At 62.2% G+C, this 23,180-nt stretch carries 16 protein-coding genes; 11 read left to right on the forward strand and 5 right to left on the reverse strand.

Annotated features, from left to right (window positions below; all coding sequences use genetic code 11):
- The first annotated feature begins 209 nt into the window (after window positions 1-209).
- The 11 genes from JNO48_11010 (at window position 210) to JNO48_11060 (ending at window position 14,735) form a co-directional block, all read left to right on the forward strand.
- On the forward strand, window positions 210-452 hold the full coding sequence (locus JNO48_11010; protein QTE67718.1) for a type II toxin-antitoxin system Phd/YefM family antitoxin: 243 nt from the start codon (window positions 210-212) through the stop codon (window positions 450-452).
- 98 nt (window positions 453-550) lie between these two features.
- Window positions 551-1,372: a GNAT family N-acetyltransferase gene (locus JNO48_11015; protein QTE67719.1), complete on the forward strand. Its 822-nt coding sequence runs from the start codon at window positions 551-553 to the stop codon at window positions 1,370-1,372.
- A gap of 16 nt (window positions 1,373-1,388) precedes the next feature.
- Window positions 1,389-1,904: a GNAT family N-acetyltransferase gene (locus JNO48_11020; protein ID QTE67720.1), complete on the forward strand. Its 516-nt coding sequence runs from the start codon at window positions 1,389-1,391 to the stop codon at window positions 1,902-1,904.
- A gap of 146 nt (window positions 1,905-2,050) precedes the next feature.
- On the forward strand, window positions 2,051-2,689 hold the full coding sequence (locus tag JNO48_11025; GenBank protein QTE67721.1) for a TetR/AcrR family transcriptional regulator: 639 nt from the start codon (window positions 2,051-2,053) through the stop codon (window positions 2,687-2,689).
- A gap of 96 nt (window positions 2,690-2,785) precedes the next feature.
- Entirely contained in the window at window positions 2,786-3,649 is an 864-nt protein-coding gene (locus tag JNO48_11030; GenBank protein ID QTE67722.1) for a CPBP family intramembrane metalloprotease, read from the forward strand.
- A complete protein-coding gene (locus JNO48_11035) occupies window positions 3,646-4,896 on the forward strand; it encodes an MFS transporter (GenBank protein ID QTE67723.1) in 1,251 nt (416 codons plus the stop codon). The genes JNO48_11030 and JNO48_11035 overlap by 4 nt, the downstream gene beginning before the upstream one ends.
- A 237-nt stretch (window positions 4,897-5,133) precedes the next feature.
- A complete protein-coding gene (locus JNO48_11040) occupies window positions 5,134-6,432 on the forward strand; it encodes a hypothetical protein (GenBank protein QTE67724.1) in 1,299 nt (432 codons plus the stop codon).
- 24 nt (window positions 6,433-6,456) lie between these two features.
- A complete protein-coding gene (locus JNO48_11045) occupies window positions 6,457-7,296 on the forward strand; it encodes a sugar phosphate isomerase/epimerase (protein ID QTE67725.1) in 840 nt (279 codons plus the stop codon).
- A gap of 26 nt (window positions 7,297-7,322) precedes the next feature.
- On the forward strand, window positions 7,323-8,477 hold the full coding sequence (locus JNO48_11050; GenBank protein ID QTE67726.1) for a Gfo/Idh/MocA family oxidoreductase: 1,155 nt from the start codon (window positions 7,323-7,325) through the stop codon (window positions 8,475-8,477).
- A 29-nt stretch (window positions 8,478-8,506) separates the two neighbouring features.
- Window positions 8,507-11,623, forward strand: a complete 3,117-nt coding sequence (locus JNO48_11055) for an alpha-mannosidase (protein QTE67727.1) — start codon at window positions 8,507-8,509, stop codon at window positions 11,621-11,623.
- Window positions 11,624-11,636: 13 nt separating this feature from the next.
- On the forward strand, window positions 11,637-14,735 hold the full coding sequence (locus JNO48_11060; GenBank protein ID QTE67728.1) for a hypothetical protein: 3,099 nt from the start codon (window positions 11,637-11,639) through the stop codon (window positions 14,733-14,735).
- A 53-nt stretch (window positions 14,736-14,788) separates the two neighbouring features.
- Here the strand turns inward: JNO48_11060 and JNO48_11065 are convergent, their stop codons facing one another.
- The 5 genes from JNO48_11065 to JNO48_11085 all read right to left on the reverse strand — a co-directional run bounded on the left by JNO48_11065 (window position 14,789) and on the right by JNO48_11085 (window position 23,166).
- Complete coding sequence (locus JNO48_11065; protein QTE67729.1) at window positions 14,789-17,236, reverse strand: hypothetical protein; 2,448 nt, start codon at window positions 17,234-17,236, stop codon at window positions 14,789-14,791.
- A 27-nt stretch (window positions 17,237-17,263) separates the two neighbouring features.
- Entirely contained in the window at window positions 17,264-20,242 is a 2,979-nt protein-coding gene (locus tag JNO48_11070) for an alpha-mannosidase (GenBank protein QTE67730.1), read from the reverse strand.
- Window positions 20,243-20,246: 4 nt separating this feature from the next.
- Entirely contained in the window at window positions 20,247-20,483 is a 237-nt protein-coding gene (locus JNO48_11075; GenBank protein ID QTE67731.1) for a NifU family protein, read from the reverse strand.
- 135 nt (window positions 20,484-20,618) lie between these two features.
- Window positions 20,619-22,250 (reverse strand): extracellular solute-binding protein, encoded by a 1,632-nt coding sequence (locus JNO48_11080; GenBank protein ID QTE67732.1) that lies wholly within the window; start codon window positions 22,248-22,250, stop codon window positions 20,619-20,621.
- Between the two features lie 34 nt (window positions 22,251-22,284).
- Window positions 22,285-23,166 (reverse strand): carbohydrate ABC transporter permease, encoded by an 882-nt coding sequence (locus JNO48_11085; protein ID QTE67733.1) that lies wholly within the window; start codon window positions 23,164-23,166, stop codon window positions 22,285-22,287.
- Window positions 23,167-23,180 lie beyond the last annotated feature (14 nt).

Genomic DNA, 23,180 nt, shown 5'->3' on the forward strand with positions numbered 1-23,180 from the left:
GGCCGGGAACGCCGGAAACAACGGATATGCATATAGCTCCATAGATTTGTCTTTATTATATGTAACAAACATGTCTGTGTCAATCTGGGACGGTTTCCGGTTTGAATTTCCAGATCTGCTGACAATGCTGTCACACGATTGAAATAGGCAATATAATAGGTTGATTTATACATATAATGGGGCTATTATATGGTCGGAGGTGTGCTTTGATGATTATCGATACCAGCGCTATTGTCACGGCCACAGAAGCGAACCAGAACTTTTCCAGGGTTTCAAAACTGGCTGAGAAGAAAGGACATGTTGTCGTATTCAAGAACAACCGGCCAAAGTACCTGGTTATTGACCTGGATACTGAACCGCAGATTGAAATGACTGAAGATGAGAAGATCGATTTCGTTGCGGCGAGGATTCTTCGTGAACATAAAGCCGCTTTTGAGGAGCTTGCAAAATGATTAAGCTTTCCCCAAAGTACAACTTCTGCATCAGCCGCTTGCGGAAGCGTCAGTATACGGGATAAAGAACTGCCAATCAGAAGTATTCAGGGGGAAACATGAAGCACGATCACCAGATGAACCTGCAGGATTGTTATGTGGAGGAGGATCTGTTTCCGAAGATTTTCACAGGGTATGAGGAACGGGATTACGGTATCCTGTTTTTCAATACGGAAAACAAGGACTCTTTCGACTCCAATCATGCTGTGATATACAGGGACAGGATCCATGACCTTCCCCGGGTTCTTGCGGATATTACCGGATTCTACCAGGCAAAAGGCAGCCGGCCGATTATCTACCAGTCGATGCTGGATGACAACTGGTTTGATGAAATCAAAGGCGAACTGGCCGCAGCCGGATATGAGAGCTGGGTGGAAGACCAGGAATATATGCTTCCATCCGGCAATAACCGTATCATTCCCAATCCGGCAATAACCGTGACTAAGGTTTCGGAATGGAATGATGAGATCGAAAACGTGTTTGCCGAAGCAGAAGAACCATGGGAAATCATGGTGGCGAAGAGGACACTGGCTTATCCAAAGGGATGGATGTTCGCAGCTTCCATCAACAACAAAACAGTCGGCCTGCTGTACGGCCACAGGTCCGAAAAAGCCTGCCGTGTCGATTATCTCCTCGTATCCAAGCAGCACCGGAAAACAGGCGCCGGCCGGGCATTGTTCTACCATTATGTGGAATGGTGCAAACAGAATGGAATTGAGAACACCTATATCTGGCCCGATGGAGATACCCCGAAGAGAATATACGAAGAAGGCGGGTACCGGATTGTTGAAGTCCGCAAAGCGGGGCGTGCGGTGTTAAATGAACGGGTAACAACAAATACCGGTTTGCCGGGAACAGGGAAATCGAAGACTTATTTTTGAAACGCGGAGGAGAGCAATGAATAACGGACAGGGAGAAATGATCATCCGGCAGGCGACGAAGGATGACGCCATGCAGATTGCGGAGATCCTGGTGGAGGACTGGAAGACCGCCTACCGGGGAATCATTGACGATGAATTTCTGGATTCCATGAACGCGGAGCAGCGTTACCAGGTGGAAGTGAAGCGGTGTGAGAAATTCATGGTAGCCGCGGACGGGGACGAGATCCTGGGCTACACTTGGAACGAGATGGCGGACGACGGGGAATCGGACTGTGAGATTATTGCCCTGTATGTACGGAACGCGAAAAGGAAAAGCGGAATCGGCAGGGCGCTGTTCCGGAATTCGGTGGAGATTTTCCGGGCGGCCGGACGGAAGAACATGATCATCTGGTGCCTGAAGGAAAACGGGGAAGCCCGGAAGTTCTACGAGAGAATGGGCGGGAAGGTGTACAAAACCGGTACGCACCGGTGGGGGAACCGGGAGTATGACATGATTTCCTACCTCTATCCGCTGGATGAGCTGGATGTTTAATCGGTGAAACGGGTTCCGGCGGAACGAAAAAGACCGTCCCTTCGTTCCGCTGAAGGCACTGTGAGGAAAAAGGGATTGACAGGCCCGGTTTTCTGTCGTAGAATGCTATCGACCGACAGACTGTCAGTTAACGAAAGGAAGCAGCCATGCGGATTGTGAAGGACGCCAACGAGCGGAAAAACGAGATCCTGGACGCGGCGGAGGAGCTGTTTGCCGCCAAGGGGTATGAGGCAACCAGCACCGGCGATATCCTGGACCGCGTGGGGATTGCCCGGGGGACGCTGTATTACCACTTCCAGTCCAAGGAGGACATCCTGGACGCACTGATCGACCGGATCAACGAAAACCTGATCGCGAAGGCAGGGCGGATTGCCGGGGACAAAAGCATGCCGGTAGTGGAGCGGATTATCCGGGCCATCGCGGGCATGAACCTGGAAAACGGGGATTCCGCAATCGGGCACGAAGTGCTGGAGCAGATGCACCGGCCGCAGAACGCCCTGATGCACCAGAAGATGCAGCAGCGGATGATGGACGGCGTGATCCCGGTGATCAGCACCCTGGTGGAGGAGGGTAACGCGCAGGGCGTCTTCCATGCCGGATACCCGCGGGAAACCACGGAGATGCTGATCCTGTATGCCGGAATCGCCTTTGACAGCCGCCTGGGGCTGACGCCCGAACAGACGGCACACCGGGCGCAGGCGCTGATCCATAACACCGAGAAGCTGCTGGGCGTGGAGGAAGGCAGCCTGGCCGGCCCGATGGCCGCGCTGTTCCGGCAGGCATGATGACGGAATGAAAATGAAAAGGGTTTCTGCCCTTTTTATTTTCCGGATATACCGACAGACAGTCGGTCGATAAAAAAGAAAACGGAGGAGAGAACCATGACAAAACCCAACGGAACGAACGGATACCGGTACCGGCCGGTGCTGTTTTTTGTGCTGACGTACCTGTTTACCTGGATCTTCTGGATTCCGGCAGCCTTTGTGCCGGGGAATACCGGGGTGCTGCTGATGGCGGCCGGGCTGATCGCCCCGGCGGCGGTCTCCACGGCATTCGTGCTGCTGAGCGGTTCGGATGCGCTGAAGAAGGACCTGAAGGTGAAGCTGGTGGGGATGTACAAGGTGAAATGGGCGAACGTGCTCCTGGCGATCGGCGTTTTCGCGGTGATTGTGGCGGCTTCCATCCTGCTGAGCCTCGCGTTTGGCCAGAAGATGAGCCAGTTTGCCCTGGCGGAGGATTTCTCCTTTACCGGGGTGGGCATCGGCAGCGCACTGGTGACCATCCTGCTGGCCTCCATCATCGAGGAGGTTGGCTGGAAGGGCTACTGCGAGGATTCCATCGGGAATTATATGAACTGGTTTTGGGAATCCCTGGTGTTCGGGGTGATCTGGTCCCTGTGGCATTTTCCGCTGCTGTTTATCCCGGGGACGTACCAGGCGGGGCTGACGGTGAATCCCCTGTATGTGGTGAACTTCTTTGTGAGCGGGATCCCGCTGGGATACATCATCACATGGGTTTACCTGGCCAGCGACCGGTCCGTGCTGGCGTGCATGATCTTCCACCTGTTTGTGAACTTCATGCAGGAGAAGATCGCCATGACGCCGGAGACCAAGTGCGTGGAGACGATTGTGGTGTTCATCGCAGCGGCGGTGATCGTGATGAAAAACCGGGATATGTTCTTTGAAACCCGGCATGTGGGACGGCTGCTGGAGTACGTGGGCGGAACGGAGGAGGGAGCGGAATGAAACAGAATTCCAACTGGTCCCGGTTTATGCTGCTGTGGACCGGAAGCATGATCTCCTCGATCGGAAGCGGACTGACCAGCTTCGGCCTGGGCGTATATATCTTCAATCGCACGGGAAGCGCCGGTCAGATGGCGCTGGTGACCCTGCTGGGTTTCCTGCCGACGCTGCTGCTGTCCGTTCCGGCGGGTGTGCTGGCGGACAGGACGGACCGGCGGAAGCTGATGATGATCGGCGACGGGTGCTCCGCCATCGGGATTATTTACATTCTCATCTGCATGAATACGGGCGGGGCGGAGCTGTGGCAGATCTGCGCCGGGGTGTTTGTGAGCGCCTTCTTCTCCGCCCTGCTGGAGCCGGCCTTCAAGGCGACGATCACCGACCTGCTGACGAAGGAGGAGTACACGAAGGCGAACGGGCTGACTTCCCTGAGCGGGAGCGCCCGGTACCTGGTATCCCCGCTGATTGCCGGGCTGCTGCTGGCACATTATGACATCCGCCTGCTGCTGGTGATTGATATCTGCACGTTCTTTGTGACAGTGGCGGCCACGGCGGTGGTGAGGAAGGGACTGGAAACGAAGAAGAACGAAAACCGGGAGAGTTTTGCCGGCAGCCTGCGGGAGGGCTGGCAGGCGATCCGTGCCCGGAAGGGAGTGCTCCGGCTGATCCTGGTTTCCTCGGTGATCAGCATGTTCATCGGCGTGATCCAGGTGCTGAGCGAGCCCCTGGTGCTGTCCTTCGCGGACTCCGGAACGCTGGGGATGACCGAAACGGTGTGCTCGCTGGGCATGCTGGCAACAGCGCTGGTGACCGGAATCACCGGGATCCGAAAGGGGCACGCGCGGATGCTGGGGATCTCCCTGACGCTGGCAGGACTGTTCATGGCGGGCTTTGCGCTGAAGGAAAACATCGTGATGATCTGCGTTTCCGGGTTCCTGTTTTTTTCAATGCTGCCCCTGGCCAATTCCAGCCTGGACTACCTGGCCCGGACAAACATCCCGGACGGGCTGCAGGGACGGGCATGGGGCTTTATCGGCCTGCTGTCCCAGATGGGATACATTCCGGCCTTTGCCCTGGCGGGCGTGCTGGCAGACCGGGCGGCCGGCGCGATGCAGGTATCCGTGGGGCGGGGAGCCGCGCTGGTGATCGGGATTTCCGGTATCCTGCTGATCGCGGTTTCGGTGCTGCTGCTGTTTTCCCGGAGGATCCGGAACCTGGAGCGCGGCGCCGAGCTGGAAGCGGGCGCCTGACGCCGGGAACAGGGAATGTTTGTTTATGATATAACATGGAAAAGCGCTCCGGCTGGACTGGGCCGGGGCGCTTCCTGTGTGCCGGGAACCGGGAGAAACCGGGCGATGTGAATTTCTGCATATTTTTTGTTATATTTTCCCTTGCGGGAGAGGCGCCGGCGCGGTATGATGACCACAGAGACAGAAAGACAATGCAGCCGCCCGTCCGGACCGGGACGGGAAGGATGGAGGAATTCCATGAACAACCCTGCCGGATGTCCCCGCTTTTCCTGCGGAAACGATATCCTGGAGCAGGCTTTTATCCTTGCGGCGGCAACGCTTTCATCCAACATGAAGCCGGTGCGGGCCGGACTGCTGCGGGAAAGCCGCCCGTGCCTGATGGCCGGGGCGGACTACCCGACCCAGTGGACAAGGGACGCCGCGATCAACGTATGGTTCGCGGAGGCCCTGCTGGACCCGGAAACAGCACGGAACACCCTGCTGGGCGTGCTGGAGGAACGGGAAGACGGACCGGTGGTCGGCGGGCAGTACTGGGACCGGATTATCTGGGCCATCGGGGCCGAGCGTCTCTGGGATGTGACCGGGGACGCTGATTTCGCATGCCTGGCGTACGATGTGCTGAAACGGACCGCGGAGGACTGCATCCGGGAGGAGTTTGACCCGGAGGACGGGCTGCTCCGGGGTCCGGCGGTCTACGGGGACGGCGTATCCGCCTATCCCCCGAAATACCGGAATCCGTCCATGAGCCCCTCCATTCTCCGCTGGCCGGAAGAACATCCCGAAGAACGGGCAGCGACCGGCGGGGGAATCCCGATGAAGGCGCTGTCCACCAACTGCATCTATGAGCACGCGTTCCGCGTGATTGCCCGGCTTGCCAGTTTCAATCATGAGGACGGCAGCGAATGGACCCGCCGGGCGGACGAACTGAAGGGAGCCATCCGGCATACGTTCTGGAACCCAGGGATCGGACTGTTCGATTACCTGGCGAAGGAATGCAACGCCCAGGAGGGCCTGGGGCTGGCCTTCGCAATCCTGTTTGGGATCGCGGACGGGGAGGAAACCCGATCCATCCTGGAACACGCGTACGTGACCGGGCAGGGAATCCCCTGTGTGTGGCCGGCATTCCCGCCCTACCGCGAAATGGGATTCGGGCGCCACTGCGGCACGGTGTGGCCGCACATCCAGGGCTTCTGGGCACTGGCCGCGCTGAAGGGCGGGCGGGGAGACCTGTTCGCGAACGAGCTGTACACGTTGGCCCGGAACGCGGTGCGGGACGGGCAGTTCGCCGAGATCTACCATCCGGAGGACGGGCGGATCTACGGCGGGATCCAGGAGGGCGGCGGGAAATACCTGGAATGGCGCTCCTGCGAAAAGCAGACCTGGAGCGCGGCCGCGTACCTGGCCATGATCCTCTGGGGAATCTTCGGACTGGAGGCCGACGGAACCCCCGGGAAACCCTTCCTGCCGGAGGGAATCGCGCACGCAGGGCTGGACGGCCTGGCTGTGAGGGGAAAAGAAATCCACATTGAGATATAAGGAACAACCGGAAGGAGAGAAACCATGAAGATTTTTGCTTTCTCGGATGAAGCGGCTTCCGAACTCAGCGGCCAGATTGCCGCGATGAAGCGGAACGGCCTGGACGGTACGGAGATCCGCGGCGTGAACGGGCGGAGCATTGTGAAGCACACTGTGGCGGAGGCCAGAGAGATCCTGCGGCAGCTGAAGGACAACGGGCTGTCCGTATGGTCCGTCGGCTCCCCGATCGGGAAGATCCCGCTGGACGGCGGCGGATTCCCGGAACACCTGGACCTGCTGCGCCACACGCTGGAGCTGGCCGGGGCGCTGGAGTGCCGGAACCTGCGGATGTTCTCCTTCTACCTGCCGGAAGGCGCGGACCCGGCGGACTGCCGGAACGAGGTGATCGACCGGCTGGGACAGATGGCGGAAATCGCGGAAGGCTCCGGGGTTGCCCTGTGCCATGAGAACGAGAAGGGGATCTACGGCGACATCGCGGTGCGGTGTGAAGACATCCTGGACGCCGTGCCTTCCCTGAAATGCGTGTTCGACCCGGCCAACTTCATTCAGTGCGGGCAGGATATCCCGGAAGCGTGGAAGCTGCTGGGGCAGCGGGTTTATTACATGCACATCAAGGACGCCCTGGCGGACGGTACGGTGGTGCCGGCGGGAAAGGGCATCGGGCACCTGCCGGAAATCCTGAAGGACTATACCGGACGGGGCGGCGAAGTGATGACCGTGGAGCCGCACCTGCGCGTGTTTGACGGGCTGCAGGGGCTGGAACAGGGCTCGAACAGCGCGAAGCGGACGATGCCGGAGGGTGTTTATCCCACGGCGGACGCGGCGTTTGACGCGGCATGCGGCGCGCTGCGGAACCTGATCTGAACGACGGAAAACAGGAGGACAATCCGATGAAACAGGTACGACTGGGTATTATCGGGGTGGGCAATATCGGAACGGGCCATGTGGAGAATATCCTGGCCGGAATGTGCCCGGAGGTGGTGATCACCGCGGCGGCGGACCGCCGGGAATCCCGCCGGGCATGGATCAAAGAGCACCTTCCGGACGTGGAGATTTTCAACGAGGGCGAGGACCTGATCGCTTCCGGCAAATGCGAAGCGGTGATGGTCTGCGTGCCCCATTACCAGCATCCCGGGCTGGCGATTTCCGCCATGCGGCACGGGCTGCATACCCTGGTGGAGAAGCCTGCCGGTGTGTATACCCTGCAGGTGCGGGAAATGAACGAGGAGGCGGACCGCCATCCGGAGCTCGCCTTCGCGCTGATGTACAACCAGCGGACAAACTGCGTGTACCGGAAGCTGAAGGAAATGATCGACAGCGGCGAGATCGGCACGCTGAAGCGGGTTTCCTGGCTGATTACCGACTGGTACCGCACGCAGAACTACTATGACTCTGGCGCGTGGCGCGCGACCTGGGCCGGGGAAGGCGGCGGCGTGCTGCTGAACCAGTGCCCGCACCAGCTGGACCTGCTGCAGTGGCTGTGCGGACTGCCGGTGCGCGTGTGCGCGTTCTGCCACGAGGGGAAATGGCACGACATCGAGGTGGAGGACGACGTGACCGCGTACCTCGAGTTTGAAAACGGCGCGACGGGCGTGTTTGTGACCACCACGGGCGATGCGCCCGGAACCAACCGCCTGGAGATTACCGGAACGAAGGGCAAGGTGGTTTGCGAATACAACAAGCTGACCTTTACCCGCCTGGAAACGGACGAGCGCGAATGGTGCGCGAACTGCAAGGAAGGCTTCAAAAAGCCGGCATCGGAAACTATTGAGGTGGAAACCGACGGGAAGAACCCGCAGCACCCGGGCGTGATCAACGCCTTTGCCGGACGGATCCTGCGCGGCGAACCGCTGACCGCCGACGGGCGGGAAGGTATCCGCGGGCTGACGCTTTCCAACGCGATGCACCTGTCCTCCTGGCTGGGGAAGCCGGTGGACATCCCGTTTGACGAACAGCTTTTCAAAGACCTGCTGATGGAGCGGTGCAAACACTCCCGCCACAAGGAAGCATCGGACGTTACATTCGATACCAAGGGCAGCTACTGATATTCTGCCGGAGGGGAAGGAGAACCTGAATGATCAACGAAATCCGCGAACAGCTTGCGCATGTGATTGAGGCGCTGGAGGCGGACCTGTACCACCCGATCGGGGAGATTGAACTGGAAGGCTTCCTGGCGCCCGGGGCGCTGACCCTGGCGGAGGCGGAAACCTATGCCCGGACGCCCTGGCCGGCCGGAAAGGTATGGGGCAAGGCCTGGGACTATGCCTGGATGTTCGGAAGCTTTACGGTGCCGGAGGAAGCCCGCGGCGAGCGGATTGTGATGGACCTGAATCCCGGCGGGGAATCCGTGCTGTTTGTGAATGGCAAGGTTTTCGGCGCGCGGCGGGCGGACCGGATGGACCATCCGCACCAGTATATCTCCGACCAGGTGGTGTGCCGGAAGGCGGAGGGCGGCGAGCAGTTCTCCATCGCGATGGAGGTGTACGGTGGAACGCCGCTGCCGGACCATCCCAGCCGGCCGGTTTTCCCGGAAGAGGGAGTGACCTTTACGCGGAGCGGCCGCGTATCCACCGGGAAGAGCACCTTCGGGTGGTGGAACGAGGAGGCCTACCAGCTGTGGCTGGACCTGACGGTGCTGCGGGACGTGCATGACTACCTGGACCCGCACGACGGATTCCGGGAAGCGCTGGCGGAGGGCTTCAGCCGGATGCTGGATACCCTGGACGCGGAGCTGCCCCTGCCGGAGCGCCGGCAGGCATATGCCGAAGCGCGGAAGCAGATCGCGCCGCTGGTGAACGCCCACAACGGAACCTTTGCCGCGTCCATGGGCGTGATCGCCAACTCCCACCTGGACCTGGCGTGGCTGTGGCCGATGGCGGAAACCCGCCGGAAAACCGCGCGGACTTTCGGCGCGGTGCTGCGCCTGATGAAGGAATACCCGGAGATGATGTTCCTGCAGAGCCAGTGCGCGGAATACGAGCTGTGCCGGCAGAACTATCCGGAGCTGTTTGAGGAAGTGAAGGCCGCGATCGCCGAAGGCCGCTGGATTGCCGACGGCGGCATGTGGGTGGAACCGGATACCAACCTGGCGGGCGGGGAGGCGCTGGTGCGCCAGTTCCTGTACGGAAGGCGGTATTTCCGGGAGGTGCTGGGCGTGGAAAGCCGCGTGGCCTGGCTGCCGGATACCTTCGGCTACAGCGCCGCGCTGCCGCAGATCATCAAGGGCTTCGGGATGACCGGCCTGACCACCCAGAAGATTTTCTGGTCCTACAACGATTCGGAACCCTTCCCGCACCACGCGTTCCTGTGGCGCGGGCTGGACGGGACGACGATCCCGACGTTCCTGCATATGTTCTATGAAACCCCGGTGGACGCGAAGACCGTGCATACCCGCTGGGCCAGCCGCCTGGAACAGGACGGCAGCTGCGACTTCTACCTGCCCTTCGGCCAGGGAGACGGCGGCGGCGGACCGTCCCGGGACGATATGGAGCAGGTGCGCCGCCAGAAGGACCTGCAGGGCGCGCCGAAGCTGTACTGGATGACCCCGGAAGCCTACCTGAAAAAACGGGACAACGGGTCCCTGCCGATATTCCGGGGCGAGCTGTATGTGCCCTGCCACCGCGGAACGTACACCACCCAGGCGATGATCAAGAAGGGCAACCGCCGGGCGGAGCACGTGCTGCGCGCGTGGGAGATGCTGGCGGCCATGGCGGCCTTTGCCGGAAAGGCGAAATACCCGGCGGAGGAGCTGGAGAAGAACTGGAAGCTGCTGCTGACGAACCAGTTCCACGATATCCTGCCCGGATCCTCGATCGCGCGGGTGTATGAAGAGGCGAAGGTGGACATCGCCCGGATCCGCGACGCGTCGGTCCGCGGCGCCCGGGAGGCGCTGCTGGCCTTCTGCCGGAACGGGCTGGGCGTGACGGTATTCAATCCGTCCCCCCACGGGGTGACCCGGATTATCCGGACGGACGACCGGTTTGTGAACGGCGCGGTGACCCGGGAGGGCATGCGCTTCCAGGCGGCGGCTTACCGCGGGGAGGCGCTGGTGCTGGCCCACCTGGAGCCGATGTCCGCGCTGACGATGTACCCGGCCGAGGTGCCGGTGCGCAGCAGCGCCACGGTGACCCGGCAGGGCGGCAGCTACATCATGCAGAACACCTGCCTGCGGTGCGAAATTTCGCAGAAGGGCGAGCTGCTGTCCATGATCACGCTGCATGACGGGCGGGAACGGGTCCGCTCCGCCTCCAACGTGTTCCACCTGTACCGCGACCTGCCCCGGCGGTTTGACGCCTGGGACATCGACAGCCAGACGGAACGGCGCGAGGTGCCGATGGACGCGGAGTACGAGGCGGAAATCGTATGCGCGAGCGGGCTGTTTGCCGAGCTGAAGATTACCGCGAAGTTCTCCGGTTCCGTGATTACGCAGCAGATCCGGCTGACGGCCGAGGAGTCGCAGCTTGAGTTTATTACCGAGGCGGAGTGGCAGGAACGCCACCGCCTGCTGAAGGTTTCCTTTGACACAGGCATTGACGCGGACAACGCGGACCACCAGATCCAGTTCGGCTATATTTCCCGGCCGGCCCACCGGTCCCGGAAGTATGACGAAGACCGGTTTGAGGTGGCCGCGCACGCCTGGACCGCCCTGCGGGATAGCACCCACGGCGCGGCGGTACTGAACGACTGCAAGTACGGCGTATCCGCCGAGGACGGCGTGATCGGCCTGAGCCTGCTGCGCTCGCCGACCTATCCGGACGCGGCGGCGGACCGCGGATTCCACCGCTTCATCTACGCCTACCGCGTATGGGACGGCCCGATGGAACGGAGCGGCCTGGCGGAGGCGGCGGAAGCCCTGAACGATCCGCTGATCACCGTGCCCGGTTCCTCCGTGCCGCTGAAGCTGATGAGCTGCAGCGATCCGGCCGTGACCGTGGAAAGCGTGAAGCTGGCCGAGGACGGAAGCGGCGACATGGTGATCCGGATGTACGAGAGCATGGGCGGGGCGCGTTCCGCCCTGATCCATCCCTTCCTGCCGTTCAGCAAGGCCTGCATCTGCTCGCTGGCGGAGGATCCGGGAGAGATCCTGCAGGTGCGGGACGGCACGTTCACCGTGTTCTTCCGCCCGTTTGAAATTGTGACTGTGCGCCTGGCCCGCCCGGCGGCCGGCGATGAAAGCGACCTGCATATCTGAGAGGAGAATGACCGTGCTGTATCCCCGCTCCAAAGAACAAAGGCCGGATCCCGAACTGTTCCGGAATCCGGGGTCTGAATACCGCTGCACGCCTTTCTGGGCCTGGAACTGCGGCCTGGACGAGGACCTGCTGAAGCGGGAAATCGGGTACATGAAAGAAATGGGAATGGGCGGCTTCCACATGCACGTCCGCAGCGGGATGTCCGTTCCGTACCTGAGCGACGAATTCATGGGGCGCATCCGCACCTGCGTGGAGGAGGCGCGGAAGCAGGGCATGCTGGCCTGGCTGTATGACGAGGACCGGTGGCCCTCCGGATTTGCCGGGGGCTTTGTGACGGAGAATCCGGAGTACCGCCAGAAGTTCCTGCTGGTGACGCCGAAAGCGCCGGAGGACGGCAAGGGGAAGCTGCTGGCCCGGTACAGCGTGAAGCTGGACGGGAACGGATCGCTGGAAAGCTACCGCCGCCTGGCGGACGGCGAGGAAGCGGGCGGAACGGTATGGCACGCGGTGCTGAAGCAGACGGAGCCCAGCGCGTGGTTCCATTTCAACGGGTATGTGGACACCATGAAACCCGCTGCCATCAAGGAATTTATCCGCATCACCCATGAACGGTACAAGGAAGTGCTGGGCGATGACCTGGGCGGGATCTGCCCGGCAATCTTTACCGACGAGCCCCAGATGCCGCGGAAGGCGGTGCTCTCCCGTTCCACCGGGCTGCAGGATATGCTGCTGTCCTGGACGGACGACCTGGACGAAACCTACCGCGCGGCGTGGGGTGAAAGCCTGCTGGACCGCCTGCCGGAGGTGATCTGGGAGCAGCCGGAGGGAATCTCCCCGGTGCGCTGGCGCTATTTTGACCATTCAACCGAGCGGTTTGTATCCGCCTTCTGCGACCAGATCGGTAACTGGTGCCGGGAGAACGGCATCCTGATGACCGGCCATATGATGGAAGAGGGATCCCTGGAAGCTCAGTCCCGTTCCGTGGGCGAGTGTATGCGCGCCTACCGCGCCTTCACGCTTCCCGGGGTGGACATGCTGTGCGACGGGCGTGAGTTCCTGACCGTGAAGCAGGCGGCTTCCGCCGCGCACCAGCAGGGATGCCCCGGCGTGACCAGCGAGCTGTACGGGGTGACGAACTGGGACTTCGACTTCAAGGGACACAAGCTGCAGGGCGACTGGCAGGCCGCCCTGGGCGTGACAGTGCGCGTGCCGCACCTGTACTGGTGCTCCATGCACGGGGAATCCAAACGCGACTATCCCGCCTCCATCGGGCACCAGAGCGCCTGGTGGCGGGAGTACCCGTTCATCGAGAACCACTTTGCCCGGGTGAACACCCTGATGACCCGCGGGAAACCGCGGATCCGCATCGGCGTAATCCACCCGGTGGAATCCTGCTGGATCGCCTACGGCCCGGACGACCGGACCGGCCTGAAGCGGGCAGAGCTGGACCGCCGCTTCAATGAGATTACGCGCTGGCTGCTGGAGGATACACTGGACTTTGATTATATCTGCGAATCCACGTTGCCGAGGCTGATCCGGGAAGGGGAAAAGGAAAAGTTCACCGTCGGCGAAATGGCCTATGACGTGGTGATTGTGCCCGGATGCGAGACGATGCGCCGCACGACGCTGGAAGCGCTGGAAGCCTTCCGGGACCGCGGCGGGCGGGTGATCTTCCTCGGCAGCGCGCCAAAGTATGTGGACGCCCTGCCCAGCGGGGACGCGGAACGATTCAGCGAGCGCTGCGAGCGCCTGCCCTGGGACCGTGTGCGGCTGAACGAAAGCCTGGAAGACCTGCGGGACATCCGGATCCGGACGCTGCGCGGACGCCCCGCCAACTGCATGCTGTGCGCCATGCGGGATGACGGCGAAGGCCGCAGCGTGCTGATTGTCCGCGGACAGCCGGCGAAGCACGGCACGCCGGACAAGATGGAAACCTACTTTATTTCCCTGACCGGCCGGTGGAAAGTGGAGGTGTGGGATACCCTGACCGGGGAAATCCGCCCGCTGGAAACGACCTGCGGGGAGAACACCACCGACTTTACCTGGAACTGCTTCACCCAGGACAGCCTGCTGCTGCGGCTGGAACCGGCGGGAACGCGGACCGGGACGGCATCCGGGACGCAGGAAGCCGCGCTGTACGGCAGCTACGGCATCAGCATGGCGGAGGAACTGGCCAAAGACAGCGGAGACCGCGCCGAACGCCTGCTGCCGCCGCCGGAGGAAATCATCCCTGGCGAGGACAACGTGCTGCTGCTGGATACCGCTGAATGGCGGACGGACGACGGTCCCTGGGAGCCGCGGGAGGAGATGCTCCGCATTGGCCTGCAGGCCAAGCGGAAGAACGGGATCTCCGTCGCCGCCGCATCCGGCGCGCAGCCGTGGATCCTGCAGCAGGAGAAGGCGGAGCATACCCTGTCCCTGCGGATTACGTTCCGCACGGAGATTCCCCTGCCTTCCGCGCGCCTGGCGCTGGAGGACGCCGATGAATGCCGCGTGCTGTTCAACGGCGCGCCGCTGGAAAGCAAACCGGACGGATACTTTACGGATGAAGCCATCCGGTGCTTCCCGACAGGACCGGTTCCGGAAGGTGTGAACACCATTGAGGTTACCCGGCCGCTGGCTGCCGCCACCAGTGTGGAAAACATGTTCCTGCTGGGTGACTTCGGCGTGCGTGTGACTGGCACGGAGACCGTGGTGATTCCCGCGCCGCGGAAGCTGGCGTTCGGCGACTGGACGACGCAGGGACTGCCGTTCTACTCCGGCGCCCTGACGTACCGCTGGCACCTGGAGGGCGGCGAACACCTGCGGCTGCGGCTGGGGCTGTTCTCTGCACCGTGTGTGACGGCGGAGCTGGACGGGAAACGGGTCGCGAACCTGTCCCTTTCCCCGTCGGAGGCGGATCTCGGAAAGCTGAGCGAAGGCAGGCACACCCTGGACATCACGGTGTATCCCAGCCGGATCAACTCCTTCGGGACGTTCCACCTGAACGATTACGCGGTGACCTGGTTCGGCCCGCAGGCATGGCGGAGCACCGGAATGAGCTGGACGTACAATTACCGCCTGGCCGCTTCCGGCCTGCTGAGCGAACCGCACCTGATTACGGTTGAATAAACAGAAAGACGGATGCCCGGCAGGGCATCCGTCTTTTATGACTGTTTCCCGGCTTACAGCTCCAGCACCGGCAGGCCCGCGGCCAGCGCGGCACTGCGGCGGAGCTGGGTTTCCGGCGGGGCTGGCGGCTCCAGCGTGACGATCCAGCGGAATTCGTGCCAGCCGCCCAGGTCCGCCGCGAAATTGGTTTCCCAGTAATTGTTCATGACCCGGGAGCGGATCTCCGCCCGGTTCAGTTCAATGCTCTGCCCGTCGCACAGTGTGACGGGTCCTTTTTCGTTTTCCCCGAAGGAAACCAGCGGCACATCCGGGCTGGTAACGAGCAGGTCGGAGGTATTCCCCCGGCGGAGGATGCCGTTCTGCAGGCACCAGAAAGCCTGGCAGGTGCCCGGCAGCTGGTCGATGCCGGGACGGATGACGCAGCCGGTTTTGTCGATCCAGGTTTCATTGCTGCCGGCGGTGCGGAAGGGGAGCACCAGCTGGATTTCCTCCGCGTCCGGGCAGCTCTTTTTGCGGAGGCGCAGGCGGGCGTCCATCCGCGGGATGGACCGGTAGACCTTCAGGTCCAGGATGCAGGCGTCCGTTCCCTCCAGGTCGTACTCCACGCGCAGTGTGACGGAGACCGGCCCCTGGGCGGCAACGGAGAAGCGCTTCGGCCGGGCGGTATATTCCCGTGTATTTACGGTGACCCGCCGGCGGCCCATCTGCCGCCGGGAAGAGGTGACCGGCCCGTCGGACGGCGTGATGAAATACTGCGGGGTAAAAGCTCCGAAGAGGCTGGCCGGGTCCAGGAGCTCCTGCCCGGTGCGGCGGTCGGTGATGGAGGCGATGCCCTTCGCCGGGTCGGTGCGGACGGTGAAGCAGTCGGTTTCGATATATTCCGGAAGGGCGAGGCCGGGGATTCCGGCCTGGTCGGTCATGGCGTCCGCACACATGGACGCGGTATGCGGCGGCATACTTTCATCCGCCGGGGCGTATTCCAGCTGCAGTTCCCGGCTTTCCCCGGGGGCAAGCGTAAGCACGGTTTCCGTCAGGCGGCCGCGGGGACCGGGCCCGGTCTGGGAGGGCAGGAGTTCGCCCGAGGCGGTATCCCGCAGCGCCAGCGGGCGGTTTTCCGGCTGGCAGCCGCCGGGATACTCCCAGCCCAGCAGCGGAACGGAAACCGGCACGGTGACCGGGAAGGGATACGGATTCAGCACCCGCGCGCGGCCGGGACGCTCCGGGTAAATGTCCCGGTTCCCGAGGCCCGCGAGCACACCGTCCAACAGCGCGTTCGCCGCGGTATGCGCGTTGGCCGCAAAGGCGGTTTTCTTCATGAGCATGGAATGGACGAGCGGACTGTACGGATCGGACACGGAGGCGGAATGGCCCCAGGTGTGCTCGGCGTAGAGCATCATGTTTTCCCCGGCTTCCTGCCGAAGGGCGGGGTCGGTATACTTTCCGTCCGGATCCAGCAGGGCGGCGGTGTTCCGGCAGCGCTGGGACTCGCGGTACAGTTTGACCGACTGCGGCGTGGAGCCGATGCCGTCCGCCCACCAGTCGGTCCAGTCGCCGGCATATTCCGGGATCTCCGTGCCGGAGGATTCCAGTTTGCCGAAGAAGGCGTCCAGGGTGGTCATCTCCAGGATGACCCGGCCGCCGAAGCACTCATTGAGCCGGCGGATCCGCTCCGCCACGCGGGCGTTGGGCGGGGAGTTGTCGGACAGGATGCCGCTGACGAATACGGGCACGAAGTCCAGCGGCCAGCCGGATTCCTCCAGGCCGGCAAGGTACCGGGTGATACGGGCGACCGCCAGGGACAGTTCCTCCGCGTCCGTGGTTTCCGCGTCGGTGGTGAAGAGCTTTCCGCTTTCGATATCCCGCAGGAAATCGTCATTGAGCATAAAGGAAGAGGTGCCCCGGGGGCAGAGACCCAGGACGTGGCCCCAGTGGTAGTGCTCCCCGCAGAAGGCGAGCACGCTGTTTCCCGCCGGTCCGCGCCAGCGGAAGAAGGCGGGATTGTGACGCAGGGGATACATGCCGTGGTGGGTGTGCAGCGCGCTGTAGAAATACCGGACGCCGGCTTCTGAGAGCTGGTCCGGCAGGGCGGCGGAATAACCGTTGACGTCCGCCGTCATGGCGCTGGAAAGGGTGAGGCCGTTTTCTTCCGCCCAGGCGCAAGCCTTTTCCAGGTGCTCCCGGAGGACGGAATCGTCGATGAGGTCGGTGAGGTTGAGGTACGACGCGCTGAGGCCGATGCGGCCTTCCCGGGCATAGCGGACCAGGTCCGCCTTTTCGCTTTCATCCGCGGAAGCCAGGAACTGCTCCACCTGCCAGAAGTTCTCACACTGCCAGCGGAAGCCGGACTGCCCTTCGGCGTCCTCCCGGCGCAGGATTTCCACTGCGCCGCGCAGGAAACCCGCATGCTGGCGGGCAGCCAGCTCCTGCCGGACCGTATATCCGACATCCGTGTGGGAATGGTGCAGCACGTCGATATGCCAGACCCGTTTCAGTTCCTTCACGGCTGATTCCTCCATATTCGTGTCCGTTTACTGTTCCAGCAGGGACGCCGCACGGCGCGGATCCACCGCCACCGTCAGCATCTCAAAGGGCTTGTATTCCAGCACGTCCGTTTCGCGTTCCCCGTCCTCGAGCAGGTTTGTGACCGTGACCGGCCAGGGGAAGCGGAGCGTGCCCCGGGAACCGTCCTGTTCGGTGAAGCGGAGGATCAGCTTCTGCCCGTCCTCCGACTGCTTCATGCCCTGCAGGAAGAGGGTGCCCGTATCCGGCAGGCGGAAGGCCGGCAGGCCTGCCTGCAGCAGGGGCGTGTTGTATTCCAGCGCCAGGCGGTTGATGCCCGCAGCCTGGGCGCTGCCGGGATGGGGAACGATGAGGTATCCGAAATCGTGGGTTCCGCGGTCGGACACCAGGTCCGGCCGGCAGGTAGCCCGGAGCAGGCTGACGGAGATGACATTTTCATGGATGCCGACGCCGTACTTGCCGTCGTTGATGACCGCGACGCCGCCGCCGGTTTCGCTCAGGTCGGTCCACTTATGCTGGCAGACCTCGAAGCGGGCCTGCTGCCAGGTGGTGTTGCGGTTGGTCTCCCGGGTGATGAACCCGGCGCCCGTATCGCACTGGGCGTACGGCGCGCGCACCGCGCAGCCGAACTCCGCCCGGGCAAGGACGTGGTCCTCGTGCCAGTCGGCATGGTGCTCTGTTTCGACGGCGCAGACGCCCCGGAAGAAGCGCAGGGTCCGGGTGAAGCGGCTCTTTTCCGTAGAGAGCGCGCAGGTGAACGCCGCGGTTCCGCCGTCCCGGAAGGAAAGCGACACGGCCCGGTCCAGCCGCAACGGCAGCTCGATTTCCGGATATGTGGCGAGGATGTCCCACGCGTCGTAATTGCCGGGGACGTCTCTGAACAGGCGCAGCTTGTTGAAAGCGCCCTGGGTGTATTCCCGTCCGGACGCGTCCCGCAGGGAGGAGATGCTGCCGTCCGGTTCCACGACCGCGGCGAGCGTATCCGTGATCACGCGCAGTGCGCCGCCGGGCAGCTCTTCTGTCCGGATCCAGGACAGGTCTTCCGCCGGCGAGGCCTCCCGCACGGGACTGAGCGCCGGCATGGCGCCGCGGACAAACCGGCCCGGGACGCCCAGGCGGGATTCCTTCCCGGCGGGATCCGGCACGAAGGCGGGCAGGGAACGGTCAAAGCTCAGGGTATTGTACAGCGCGCCCGGTTCCGGGGCGGCCAGGGATTCACAGGTTTTGCGGATATCGGCATAGTCCGCCATGGCGTCCTCGAATACCGGGCGGATATGGCTGCCCGGGAGGATATCGTGGAACTGGTTGACGAGGAGCTTTTTCCAGGCTTCCCGCAGGGTTTCCGCGGGATAGGCGCCGCCCGCGAGCCAGCGCAGGGAGGCGGCCAGTTCCATGTCGCGCAGGAGGATTTCCAGCTGCCGGTTCTGCCGCTTCAGGTCGGACTTGGTGGTGAAGGTGCCGCGGTGCATTTCCAGGTACAGCTCCCCGTCCCAGACGGCCAGGTCCTTCGTTTCGTTGAGGTTTTCCTCCAGGTACTGCTGGCCGCCGGTGAGGGTGACCTGCGGCATGGCGGAGACTTTGCCGAGGCGCTCCACGGTGTGGAGCATCTCCTCGGTAACGCCGCTGCCGCCGTCGCCGTAGCCGTACATGCACAGCGTGGCCGCGCCGGAGTTCTTATCCTGGTAGGCGTTCCAGTTCTGCATGATCTCCGTAGGCGCGGCGGCGGTGATGAAATGGGTGGGCGGAACGCAGGCATAGACTTCGCTGCCGTCCAGCCCGCGCCAGATAAAGCTGTTGTGCGGGAAGCGGTTCGTGTCGTTCCAGGTGGACATCTTGTTGGAAACGTAATACCGGATACCGCTCTTCCGGAGGATCTGCGGCAGGACCGCGCTGGTGCCGAACACATCGGGCAGCCAGCAGTTGCCGCAGGCTTTGCCGAACTTCTCGCGGAAATACCGCTGGCCGTAGAGGAACTGCCGTGTGAGGCTTTCCGCCGCGGGGATATTGCAGTCCGACTCCACGTACATGCCGCCGGCCGGCTCAAACTGCCCGGTGCGCACCTTTTCGGCGACGCGGGCGAACAGGTCCGGATAGTATTTCTCCAGGGACTCAAACAGGAATGCCTGGGTATGGGTGTAGGTGAGGAAAGGGAAGCGGTCCATGAGCTCCAGCTGGATGAGGCAGGTGCGCGCGTTTTTCTGCACGGCGTGGATGCGCCGCCAGTAATAGGCGATATCCAGGTGGCTGTGGGCCACCAGCGCCACCGCGCCGCTGCCCCGGTAGAGCGTATTGCCGTAGAGCTCCTTCGCGATGTATTCCCGGGCCTCCCTGATGCCGCCCTCCGGATCCCGGTCCACGATGGACAGCGCGTGGTACAGGCGGTCCGACACGAGGGCGGTGTAATCCTCGTCAAACTCGCCGCCGCGGAGGATATCCAGGAACAGGGAAACATCCCGGTACAGCTCCGCGGCGTCCCCGTCTTCCACGACGAACCAGCCGCCCTGGAAGACCTGGCGGCAGCCCTTGTAGCGCATGGTATCCTCGTTCCGGTCGTCATCCGGCTTGGAACGGTTGTAGCCCTCGATATCGAAGACGTAGCGGCCGTCCGCGGAGGGCGGGAGCAGCAGCGTTTCCCGGTTCGGGTCGATGCCGCCCTGCAGGCGGCCGTTGACGCGCACGAGCATCTCGCCCGCGGTGGTGAGCATGAGCCGCAGGTTTTCCGCCCCGCGCAGTTCCGGGGGAACTTCCGTCTCTGCATGGAGGAAGGCGGTTCCGTCCGGGGTGAAGTATTCATCACCCCGGTTCAGCGGACGGGGCGTATCGTCGTACATTTTATAGGCGTTTTCGCCGGTCTGGCGCCCTTCCCGGACGGTCCAGCCGGTGATTTCCGATTTCTTCGCGATGAGCCGCTTCTTCAGCCAGCCGATGCGGATCCGCGTCCATTCATCGGGCAGGAGGGACCGGCGGATTACCTTGACATGTGCCATCTGCTTACCTCCTCCACAGGAACGGATCGGGAACGGCGGTGAAGCGGATTTCCCGCCCCAGCTCCTGTTTTACGCGGGATTCCGCCCAGCGCAGGCAGCGGTCCAGGGAAATGCACCGCGTGCATTCGCCTTTGGCCTTCAGCACGGCCGTGCCGCCTTCCTCGCACTCCAGTTCCAGCCACCCTCCGTCCGCCCGGACGCAGGGGGCAATCTCCGAATCAAAAAACGCTTTCAGTTCCACGCTGAATTCTCCTCCCGGGAACGCTTCTCACGCAAAGCAGTTCCCGACGTTCAGGCCGGGACGAACCGGCAGGGGATCTGAGAAACAGGGGCTGCCGCGGAAACCCGCGGCAGCCCCCTGCATGAACGCAGTCACTTAATTCTGGGACGCGTACCATTCGTTGGCTTCGGTCGTCAGCTGTTCGCCGCCGGCGGCCATCCAGTCGGCTACGAAGTCATCCCAGGTGTCCAGGGAACGATCGCCGCGGATGAAGTCGACATACGCTTCATCACGGATGGTGTTCACTTCCGCGAACAGTTCACCGGCGCTCGGGAGCGTCTCGGTGACGACATCCTGGATGTAGCTGTTGTACTGATCCTTCTTGAACCAGTTGAGGCGGTTCGCAATGGTCTTGTCATTGTAGAAGGCCAGGTTGTAGGCCAGCTCGGAGAAGGCACGGTCGCTGCCGTACAGGCTGCGGCATCCCCAGACGCCCACGGCGTTCAGGTCTTCATTACCCATGGTGCGGGTGATGGTGCCGTCTTCATTCTTGGTATAGTGTTCTCCTTCGATACCGGCGAAGGCGAGCATGTACAGTTCATCATCCGTCGCGAAGGCGTTCAGGATTTTGAAGATGACTGCCAGCTTCTCGTCGTCCATCTTGGCGTTGTAGACCGCGCTTTCGCTGACGGCCACAGGCGTTCCGACTTCCCAGCCGTAATCGCCGTTGGGGCCTGCCGGCCACGGGCCGTACACGAAGGTGGAGTCTTCACCGTTGACAGACCAGTATTCGGTCGCGCAGCGTCCGCCCGCATCTTCCGGACCGGCGATGCCCTTGAGGCGGTAGTGGTCGATGGACGCGTTGGCGCTCACGCCGTACAGGCCGTTGACCATGCCGTGGGAGATGGCCCAGTAGCTGCCTTCCACGGATTCCTTGCCGGCGACGAATTCCTTGTCGATGAGGCCCTTGGCATACATGTCAGCCAGGATGCCGATGACAGCCTTCGCATCGTCGGTGACGTCGCTGCTGGCAACCTTGCCGTCCCGCAGGACCCAGTAGGAATTGCTGCCGGAGAAGCCGGTGCCCAGGCCGTAGGAGCCGAACAGCGCTTTCATCGCGGTGATGGAGCAGCCGTAGGTGTCATCCTGGCCGTTGCCGTCCGGGTCTTCCTTGGCGAAGCGTTCCATGAGGGCTACGAAATCATCGACGGTCTTCGGAAGGGTTTCCTCCGTCACGCCCAGCTTGTCCAGCCAGTCGCCGCGGTAGATCAGGGTCTTGTAGGGCATGGAGCCGTCGGGCTTGAAGGACGGGAGGACGATCATTTTGCCGTCCCGGACAGAGGCCTTCTTCCATGCTTCCACATCACCGGCCAGGTCGCCGTAGGCGGCGCCGTTCATGACGAAGTTGTAAACGTCCGGGGCATTCTCCTTGAAGAATTCCTCATCCCAGGACTTGATGACGCCCTGGTCGTAGTATTCATTCAGGGTGGTGGTGCTCTGCGCGAGGAACACGTCGGGAGCGGTGCCGCCGGAAAGCCGGGTGTTCAGGATTTCGGCGTAGTTGCCCTGCTCAATGTAGACGACTTCGATGTCCACATTGATGCCGTGCTTCTCCTTCAGCATCTTTTCCACTGCCGGGGTGATCACGTCTTTCTCGTTGTCGATCGGTCCGAACATGTAACCGGCCACAGAGATCTTGATCGGTTCATCCTCGGCCATGGCGGTCGGGACCAGCGCGAGGACCATTACCAGGGCCAGCGCCAGCGCAAGAATACGGGTTCCTTTCATTTTTGCTACCTCCTTTTTATTTCCGGAAAGGATCTCATCCTTTCAGGGATCCGATCATGATGCCCTTCACAAAGAACTTCTGCACAAAGGGATAGGCGCAGAGGATGGGAAGGGTGGTGACATAGATGCAGGCGGCCTTGAGGCCCTCGGAGGAAACGATGGATTCCATCTCCGCCGCGTTGGCCGCGGCGCTGGTATCCAGGATTTCCTTGGAGCCGGTGAGGATAATCCGCCGCAGGACAATCTGCAGGGTGAACTTGGTGTCGTCCGAAATATAGATGAGGACGTCGAACCAGCTGTTCCAGTGGCCCACGGCCAGCCACAGGGCGACGGTGGCAAGGATGGGCTTGGACAGGGGGAGAATGAACTGCAGGAAGATGCGGAACCGGCCGGCACCGTCGATGAGGCAGCTTTCCTCAATATCCTCCGGGATTGACTGGAAATAGTTGCGGATGATGACCATGTTGTAGGCGCTGATGAGCCCCGGCAGGATCATGGACGTGTAGGTATTCAGCAGGCCGAGCTCCTTGACGAGCAGGTAATTGGGAATGAGACCGCCGGAGAAGAACATCGTGAAGACGATGAACAGCGTCCAGAAGGTGCGGTGCGGGAAAAACTTCTTGCTCAGCACATAGGCGCCCATGGAGGTGAAGAACAGCTGCAGCACCGTACCGATGACCGTGCGGATGATGGTGTTCTTATAGCCCAGCCAGATGTACCGATTGCCGATGACCTTGGCGTAGTTATCCAGGGTCGCGTCCTTCGGGTAGAGGAGCAGGCCGCCTTTGGTGGCGATGTAGCTGGGACTCAGGCTCAGGTTGAGCAGGTGCCAGAAGCAGATGACGATGGAACCGCAGAGCAGGACCAGGATCAGGTAAATCAGGGCTTTGCCGACGGTGAATTTATTCTGCATCATATCCGGCCGCCCCC

Source organism: Clostridiales bacterium (genome assembly GCA_017569285.1).
Classification (GTDB): Bacteria; Bacillota; Clostridia; order Christensenellales; family Aristaeellaceae; genus Aristaeella.

Excerpts from the sequence above, each read along its gene's own strand:
- JNO48_11010 (QTE67718.1), top strand. The coding sequence starts at position 210 with ATGATTATCGATACCAGCGCTATTGTCACGGCCACAGAAGCGAACCAG.
- JNO48_11015 (QTE67719.1), top strand. The coding sequence starts at position 551 with ATGAAGCACGATCACCAGATGAACCTGCAGGATTGTTATGTGGAGGAG.
- JNO48_11020 (QTE67720.1), top strand. The coding sequence starts at position 1,389 with ATGAATAACGGACAGGGAGAAATGATCATCCGGCAGGCGACGAAGGAT.
- JNO48_11025 (QTE67721.1), top strand. The coding sequence starts at position 2,051 with ATGCGGATTGTGAAGGACGCCAACGAGCGGAAAAACGAGATCCTGGAC.
- JNO48_11030 (QTE67722.1), top strand. The coding sequence starts at position 2,786 with ATGACAAAACCCAACGGAACGAACGGATACCGGTACCGGCCGGTGCTG.
- JNO48_11035 (QTE67723.1), top strand. The coding sequence starts at position 3,646 with ATGAAACAGAATTCCAACTGGTCCCGGTTTATGCTGCTGTGGACCGGA.
- JNO48_11040 (QTE67724.1), top strand. The coding sequence starts at position 5,134 with ATGAACAACCCTGCCGGATGTCCCCGCTTTTCCTGCGGAAACGATATC.
- JNO48_11045 (QTE67725.1), top strand. The coding sequence starts at position 6,457 with ATGAAGATTTTTGCTTTCTCGGATGAAGCGGCTTCCGAACTCAGCGGC.
- JNO48_11050 (QTE67726.1), top strand. The coding sequence starts at position 7,323 with ATGAAACAGGTACGACTGGGTATTATCGGGGTGGGCAATATCGGAACG.
- JNO48_11055 (QTE67727.1), top strand. The coding sequence starts at position 8,507 with ATGATCAACGAAATCCGCGAACAGCTTGCGCATGTGATTGAGGCGCTG.
- JNO48_11070 (QTE67730.1), bottom strand. The coding sequence starts at position 20,242 with ATGGCACATGTCAAGGTAATCCGCCGGTCCCTCCTGCCCGATGAATGG.
- JNO48_11080 (QTE67732.1), bottom strand. The coding sequence starts at position 22,250 with ATGAAAGGAACCCGTATTCTTGCGCTGGCGCTGGCCCTGGTAATGGTC.
- JNO48_11085 (QTE67733.1), bottom strand. The coding sequence starts at position 23,166 with ATGATGCAGAATAAATTCACCGTCGGCAAAGCCCTGATTTACCTGATC.